Here is a 6,807-nt window from a genome sequence, read left to right as displayed (position 1 = left end):
GCTATAAATCCGATCGGGTTGATCATACTTATAACGTCCATTTAACTTTCTTCTCCCTACTCCCTACTCCCTACTGCCTACTCCCTACTCCCTAATCCCCACTCCCCACACCCCACACCCCACACCCTACTCCCTACTCCCTGCTCCCTTTTTCTTCTCCCGACTCCCGATTCCCGATTCCCGATTCCCTACTACCGATTCCCTTTTTTAATAATTCACATAAGGTGCGAGAAAAATTACTAGAGAGTTTGTATTGGTTTTTAACAAAGGTTTCTTTCATAGCTGCAGTCATAATCTGGTTAATTTCTTCTTCCACAAACTGACTAATTCGTTTGTCTAATTCCTTGACATCTTGTGCAGAAGCGTAGGCTTGGCCTAACTCCACGAGTTGGTGATGTAATCTTATGGAAGTGCGTCTAGCAATATCAGCCCGAAATGCTTTAAGGTCTAGCAAGCGACTGACTTGATATTGAGCAGTTAAGCCGATTTGGGCAGCAATCTTAGTCATAGTAACATGCTTACAGTGAAATAAATCCAGTGCTTCTAAAAATTGCTGATGTCTTGGCTTGTGTTGACGACTTAGATAAGCAACGCGGTTTTGTATAACGTCTTGAATAGCAGTAGTTAAACAATCCTGTAGTAATTGGTCATAGGCAGCTAATACCTCGTCTTCCTCCTGATTATTACTGGTATCATCAGCTGCTAATTGATGCTCAAATTTTCCTAACGCTTGAGTGGTAACATTCCTGCCACGATTCTTTTTATAGTCTCGAATTAGCTGAGCTAACCGTTGTAAATCAGTAAGTACTGCTTCTGGAGATAGTTTCCCTATGGATGAACCCAAGGTTGTGATCAGCTCTAATTGTTCTTTCCTAGGAATTGGGTAGGGAGTTGTGAGTTTACCTAAGCCCTGTTGTTGTCGTTGTTGATTAATTTGATTACGCTCTGCTTGCAGTTGACTTACATAAACCGTTTGATAACTTTCTAATAACTCACGATAGTGGTTAATTTCCTGAGCAGTTAGCTGATGAAACTCCGATAGAATACGGTGTAGTTTACCAGGAGTAGTTTGTTTCAGTAATAACCAATCCGTTACCTGCTCAATTCCATAGTATAGTAAAAATCGTTTCACCTCCCTATGGGTTTTAACCAGTCTTTTTGTCCAGGAAAATAAGCTACTTTTATTTGGTTCAAAGGTTTGTAACGTATAGCTAGTTATAGAATTATCTCCCCCTAATTTATGCCCTTGCTCGCCCTCAGGATAACGGTCAAGGACTAATGGCAGTAGGTCATTGATGGTAAAATTATGTTGCTGACCAAATTGCTCTACTAACTGATAACAAACTTCCTTGATTTGGTGAGAAACTAAACAACGTAGACAAACCTCAGCCAGCTCAAGGTCGTCGTCTTGGGTGTGATAACGTTGCCACAGTCTGCTAATCAGTGCTTGGTCTATGGTGTCTTCATCTGTAGATAAGGTAAGAGCTTGGGCACTGATAAATTCCTTAGCCTCTTCTATGGGTTTAGTTTGATGTTGACCCAAACGATTAATGTAATTGAGTGTCCAGTATTTGGCTAAGCTGGTTTTCATGAGGGAATAGGGAGTAGTTAAGAGGCAAGAGGCAAGAGGCAAGAGGCAAGTGCGTAGGGTGCGTTAGGGGCGGACTTGCCCTAATTTTCGGCTTGAGCGCCAGGGTTGGGATAGTCGGCCCCGTAACGCACCACAGGGTCAAAAAGCAAAGTGAGATGTATCCTAGCAATCTCTCCCAACAAGGGCTAGCTGCTGTTGGTTATTTTCTACAAAAACATTGCAATATCTACAAAGATGAGTTAGAATTTAAGCATAGATTTAATTCCATTAAAGATACTTTGTAACTTAAATTAAAGCCGATAACCAAGGTTTTGGTGGTTACGTTAATTGTCCAGAGTGGAGTTTCATTTATGCGCTAAGCCGGGCTTAGTCTGGGTTTAGCCTTGGGAGATACCCCCTGGCTGCTTTGGCAGCTTGCATTAGTGAGCCAAGCTCTTCGTTTTTTAGATTTTGGTAGCTAAAAAGTATCGGAACCAAATCTCATTCTTACCTATCTGGTAAGTATGCGAGCCTATGCATTTTGTGGAAAAAACTGGCCTTGCAGTGTATAAGTGAAGGGTAGGAAGTAGGTCTGAGGAGTATTAGTGTTTCCTTGTATAGTCAGGTACATCTAAATTTTATTCCCTGCTCCGGTGATCCGCTGTTCCCTAATTCTGCTGTGGTGCGTTACGGGGTGAGCTATTTCAACTACACCCTTAGAGTTGGAAAATCCGGGTTAGCCCACCCCTAACGCACCCTACGCTTGCGAATAATTGCCTAGTCTCAGATATAGGTAAATAGGCCATGAAACCACATCCTATTACACTTAAGCAGGTCTTGTTTTTGGGACTTTTCACTCTCTGCCTTACCCCTGGGCAATTCCCTGTTCTGGCTAGATTCCTGAGTTTGCCAGGACTGGATCAGGAACAAAACACTGTTAGCCTAGAGCAACACGGGAGTTTAGCCCCTGGTGATGCCTTTGTTGAAGTAGACAGTAAGCAGGCAGAGGCGGACAAACTATTTAAGCAAGGACTTCGTCACATTCGTCGCAGTGAGTTCCGAAAAGCATTACAGTCTTGGCAGCAAGCATTGGTGATTTATAAACAAATCGGACACCGCCTGGGTGAAGCTCACTCCCTGGGTAATCTGGGTCGTGCATACGCTAATCTGGGAGAGTACAAACAAGCAATTAATTATTACCTACCATCGATAGCTATTGCTAGGAAAATTCCAGACCGCGAGGGTGAAGCTCGCTCCCTGACTAATCTGGGGTTTGCATACGGTAATCTGGGAGACTACAAAAAAGCGATTTATTACCACCAAAAATCCTTAGCTATTGCTAGGGAAATCGAACACCGCGAGGGTGAAGCTCGCTCCCTGAGTAATCTGGGTAATGCATACGAGAGTTTGGGAGACTACAAAAAAGCGATTTATTACCAGCTAGAAGCGATCGCTATTGCTAGGGAAATCGAAGACCGCGAGGGTGAAGCTGGCTCCCTGGGTAATCTGGCTAATGCATACCGTCATCTGGGAGACTACGAAAAAGCGATTGATTACCAGCTACAATCCTTAGCTATTAAAAGGGAAATCCAAAACCGCCGGGGTGAAGCTTATTCCCTGGATAATCTGGGTATTGCATACGGTAATCTGGGAGACTACAAAAAAGCGATTAATTATCACCGACAATCCTTAGGGATTTTTAGGGAAATCGGACACCGCAAGGGTGAAGCTCACGCCCTAGAGAATCTCGGTATTGGATACGGTAATCTGGAAAAGTACAACAAAGCCATTGATTACCACCAACAATCCATAGCTATTGCGAGGGAAATCGGACACCGCAAGGGTGAAGCTATCTCCCTGAATAATCTCGGTGCTACTTTCTTAGAAATAAATCAACTAGAACAAGCCCAAACTCACCTATTTGATGCCATTGAAATTTGGGAAGATATCCGCCAAGACCTGGGTAATCAAGATGATTGGAAGGTTTCTATTTTTGAAGCACAAGCTCGCACCTATCGTCTCTTACAACAGGTTTTGGTTGCTCTAGGTAAACCAAAACAAGGCTTAGAAATTTCCGAACAGGGTCGCAACCGCGCTCTGATTGATTTATTAGCGGCACGGTTATCTGAACCTCCTCAAACTAAAGCTCCTACTCTTGAAGACATTCAACGAATTGCTCAACAACAACAAGCCACTTTGGTGGAATATTCGATTGTTGATGACCAAATTTATATTTGGGTGATTGCTCCTACTGGTGAGATTACTTTCCGTAGTAATACGTTACCCCAAGATACTACTCTGGCGGAACTAGTCAAAGTCAGTCGTATGCAGATTGGTGTCAGAGGTAGAGGTAATCAGGGCGTTGCTGATTATGGGTATGATTCCGCCCCCCTAACCCCCCAATTTTGGGGGGAACAAGACTCTCAAAGTCCCCCAAAGTTGGGGGATTTAGGGGGCTTGACCAAAACTAGACGGGGGGAACAAAACTCTCAAAGTCCCCCAAAGTTGGGGGATTTAGGGGGCTTGACCAAAACTAGACGGGGGGAACAAAACTCTCAAAGTCCCCCAAAGTTGGGTGATTTAGGGGGCTTGACCAAAACTAGACGGGGGGAACAAGACTCTCAAAGTCCCCCAAAGTTGGGGGATTTAGGGGGCTTGACCAAAACTAGACGTACGCTCATTAATACTTCAATTCAGCAACTACCTAATCAAAATGCTGCTTCACCACTAAATACTAACAATAGTAATCTACTACAACATCCCCTACACCAACTCTACCAACTGCTGATTACTCCCATTGTTGACGTATTACCAATAACGGCATCAGACCGTATTATTTTTATCCCCCATCAAGAACTATTTCTGGTTTCCTTTGCTGCTCTGCTAGATGATCAGGGAAAGTATCTAATCGAAAACCATACCATTCTCACTGCTCCTTCGATCCAATCCCTGTGGTTCACCCGTAAACATTGGCATCGAGTCCAACACAGCCGGGGAAAACCGTTGATTGTGGGGAATCCCACCATGCCCACGATTAAAATAGGACTGGAACAAAAACCGTTAACCCCTCTCAAGGGTGCAGAAACCGAAGCATTAACCATTGCTCAATTGCTGAATACAAAAGCTATGATTGGTTTGGAAGCCACAGAACCAACCATTGTGCGCAAAATGGCCAAAGCTTCGGTGATCCATTTCGCTACCCATGGTTTACTGGATGATGTCAATAGTATTGATTATCCCGGTGCGATCGCATTAGCTCCTGAGGAACCAGACCATGATGGCTTTCTCACCAGTCGTGAAATTCTGATCACTGACCAACACCGGAAACCCCCCTTATTGAAAGCAAAGTTAGTGGTCTTGAGTGCTTGTGATACCGGTAGGGGTGAGATAAAAGGGGAAGGAGTAATTGGTTTATCCCGTTCTTTGATTGCCGCCGGTGTACCCAGTTTGGTGGTGTCCCTATGGAAAATACCTGATCATGATACAGTCAAGTTGATGAGGGAGTTTTACACTAATATTTACACCCACAAAATGGATAAAGCCAAAGCCATGCGAGAGGCGATGTTATCGATGCTCAATGACCCCGATGGTAATCCAGACCCCTCAGCTTGGGCGGCTTTTACGGTTATAGGTGAAGCGAGGTAGAGAGGGTGGGAAGTGTGGGGAGATGGGGAGATGGGGAGATGGGGAGATGGGGAGATGGGGAGATGGGGAGATGGGGAGATGGGGAAGTATTCGTCTTTACTAGTAAGCATCAGGTACATCTAAATTTTATTCCCTGTTCCCTATTCCCTGTTCAGGGTAAACGCATCTAAATTAAATTGACAAATCGCGATATCTGTGCATCAATACAAAAAGGTACTAAACTTCTTCTATTTTACTTATTTTAGTAAAAATTATTAAATTTTTAATCTGTGATAGCGATGCAGCGCGGTATTGGGGGTTTCCCCCAATACCGCGCTGCATCAAGACACTGTTTCATGTGCTCTAGTTTAAAATGACGGTATTAACTCTGTGCCAGCCCTCAAGCCTAGAAGCCAACTCTAAATAAGATTAGTTAATTCACAGAATTTGTTAAAATTTTAGTCAAGTAACTATTATCCATTGCCGCTCGATATCGTTTCATTTTTATACTACCCTTGAAGCTAGTTTCCTGCTTCAACAAATTGATTGCTAAGGGACGTAATAAAGCAAAATTTTCCGGAGCATTATCTTTACGAATCTGACTTTTATCTTCTGAAAAAGTTACATCTAACGTCCAATGTAAACTATTTTATATTTCCCAATGACTACGAAGTGCTGTCCCTATTTTTTGAGAATTAATTGATAAACTACTTATATAAAAACGTACTTGTGTTGTAGTTTTATTCCATAACCTTCGTTCACTGTCTTGATGCAGTCGCTCATGGGGGGAACCCCCAAGACCGCGCTGCATCGCTTTTTACCATCACAATTGTTTTTAAACCTGTCCATAGTGATTGATTATGAAGACAGGGCAGCTTTGATACAGGTACAACCCACACTTCTCTTTTATCAATTCTATGATGACCACTTTCTACTTGTTTATCGTAGCTATACTCTCTTGGATTTAAGTCTTGATAATTTCCTGACTCAAACCAATCTTTTACTTCTTCATAAAGGCATTTTTGATTAGCTTTTAGCCCGATCAGATAATCGGCTTTTTTCTTAATAATCAGTGAGGTGATAGCTTTTTGACATCCCATAGCATCAATAGTAATGATGCTGCCCTCAATTTCTAGCATTTCGATTAAGGCTGGTATCGCCGTGATTTCATTGGATTTATTTTGAACTTTTTTTTGTCCTAAGACTAATTGATGAGATGATGACCATGCACTGACTATATGTAACGCTTTTTGTCCTTGACTTCGGTCGTAAGATTGTTTCAAAGTTTTTCCATCTATGGCAATAACTTCTACTCCCAACTTTTGTGTAATTGAATTTACCCAACTTAAGAAACCATTTTGAAACTCCTCCGGATTTATTCGGGCAAATACACGACTAAATGTGTCGTGAGAAGGAATACCATTGGGTAACTCTAAAAATTCTTTTAACCATTCATATTTAGCTTTTCCATAAGTTTCAATTGCTACCCATCCCTCAGCTCCACTGAGAACTGCTAAAATCGCAATATACATAATTTGTCATTGGATTTTATCCGTAATTGTCAAAAATTGTCAAAATTAATTCTGATCTAGCGTTTCTAGGACTCATGAGGT

The 6,807-nt window shown here is 42.4% G+C and carries 4 protein-coding genes; 2 read left to right on the top strand and 2 right to left on the bottom strand.

The genetic code is table 11. The features are described from left to right. Positions 1 to 133: 133 nt before the first annotated feature. A complete protein-coding gene (locus F6J99_RS39330) occupies positions 134 to 1,633 on the bottom strand; it encodes a hypothetical protein (RefSeq protein ID WP_293121531.1) in 1,500 nt (499 codons plus the stop codon). Positions 1,634 to 2,374: 741 nt separating this feature from the next. Between F6J99_RS39330 and F6J99_RS39325 the strand changes: the two genes are divergently transcribed. Together F6J99_RS39325 and F6J99_RS39320 are read left to right on the top strand one after the other, a co-directional pair. Further along, complete coding sequence (locus F6J99_RS39325) at positions 2,375 to 5,215, top strand: CHAT domain-containing tetratricopeptide repeat protein (RefSeq protein ID WP_293121529.1); 2,841 nt, start codon at positions 2,375 to 2,377, stop codon at positions 5,213 to 5,215. Positions 5,216 to 5,253: 38 nt separating this feature from the next. Then, on the top strand, positions 5,254 to 5,385 hold the full coding sequence (locus F6J99_RS39320; RefSeq protein WP_293121527.1) for a hypothetical protein: 132 nt from the start codon (positions 5,254 to 5,256) through the stop codon (positions 5,383 to 5,385). Between the two features lie 588 nt (positions 5,386 to 5,973). Here the strand turns inward: F6J99_RS39320 and F6J99_RS39315 are convergent. Further along, the gene (locus F6J99_RS39315; protein ID WP_365975158.1) at positions 5,974 to 6,726 is read right to left on the bottom strand and encodes an ISAs1 family transposase; all 753 of its coding nucleotides are present in this window, start codon (positions 6,724 to 6,726) and stop codon (positions 5,974 to 5,976) included. Positions 6,727 to 6,807: the final 81 nt, after the last annotated feature.

This window comes from Moorena sp. SIO4G3, assembly GCF_010692305.1.
Classification (GTDB): Bacteria; Cyanobacteriota; Cyanobacteriia; order Cyanobacteriales; family Coleofasciculaceae; genus Moorena; species Moorena producens_A.
Note: the sequence above shows the minus strand (reverse complement) of the source record. Positions and strands in the feature narration are given on the sequence as shown.